The sequence below is a fragment of the Mesorhizobium sp. M1A.T.Ca.IN.004.03.1.1 genome (genome assembly GCF_003997555.1).
Classification (GTDB): Bacteria; Pseudomonadota; Alphaproteobacteria; order Rhizobiales; family Rhizobiaceae; genus Mesorhizobium.
Genome location: NZ_RZTV01000387.1, coordinates 1 through 268, shown reverse-complemented (window position 1 = coordinate 268; position 268 = coordinate 1). Strand labels below are relative to the sequence as shown.

General features: G+C 67.2%; 1 protein-coding gene. It reads right to left on the bottom strand.

Annotated elements, in window-relative coordinates:
- Positions 1-268: drug:proton antiporter (locus EOD29_RS32090; RefSeq protein ID WP_127248830.1), on the bottom strand; the 268-nt coding region annotated here is incomplete at both ends.

The window sequence follows — 268 nt, the reverse complement described above, 5'->3', positions numbered from 1 at the left end:
AGACGCGCAAGCGATGCCCGTCGGGATCGGCAGCAACGAAGCTACGGCCGAAATCGAGGTCGGTCGGCGGCAGAAGGATCGCCGCGCTCTTGCCCTGCCATTCGATATGGAGCCTATCGACCATGTCCGCTGTCGCGACTTTGAAACCGACCTCGCAGCCGCCGCCCGCAGCAGCCGGCGCCGGCTGGACGCCCGTCCGGCCCCACAGTCCGAGCGCCAGGCCCGAAGGAAGAATGAACATTGCGAAGGTCGGGCTGGCCTCCACAGG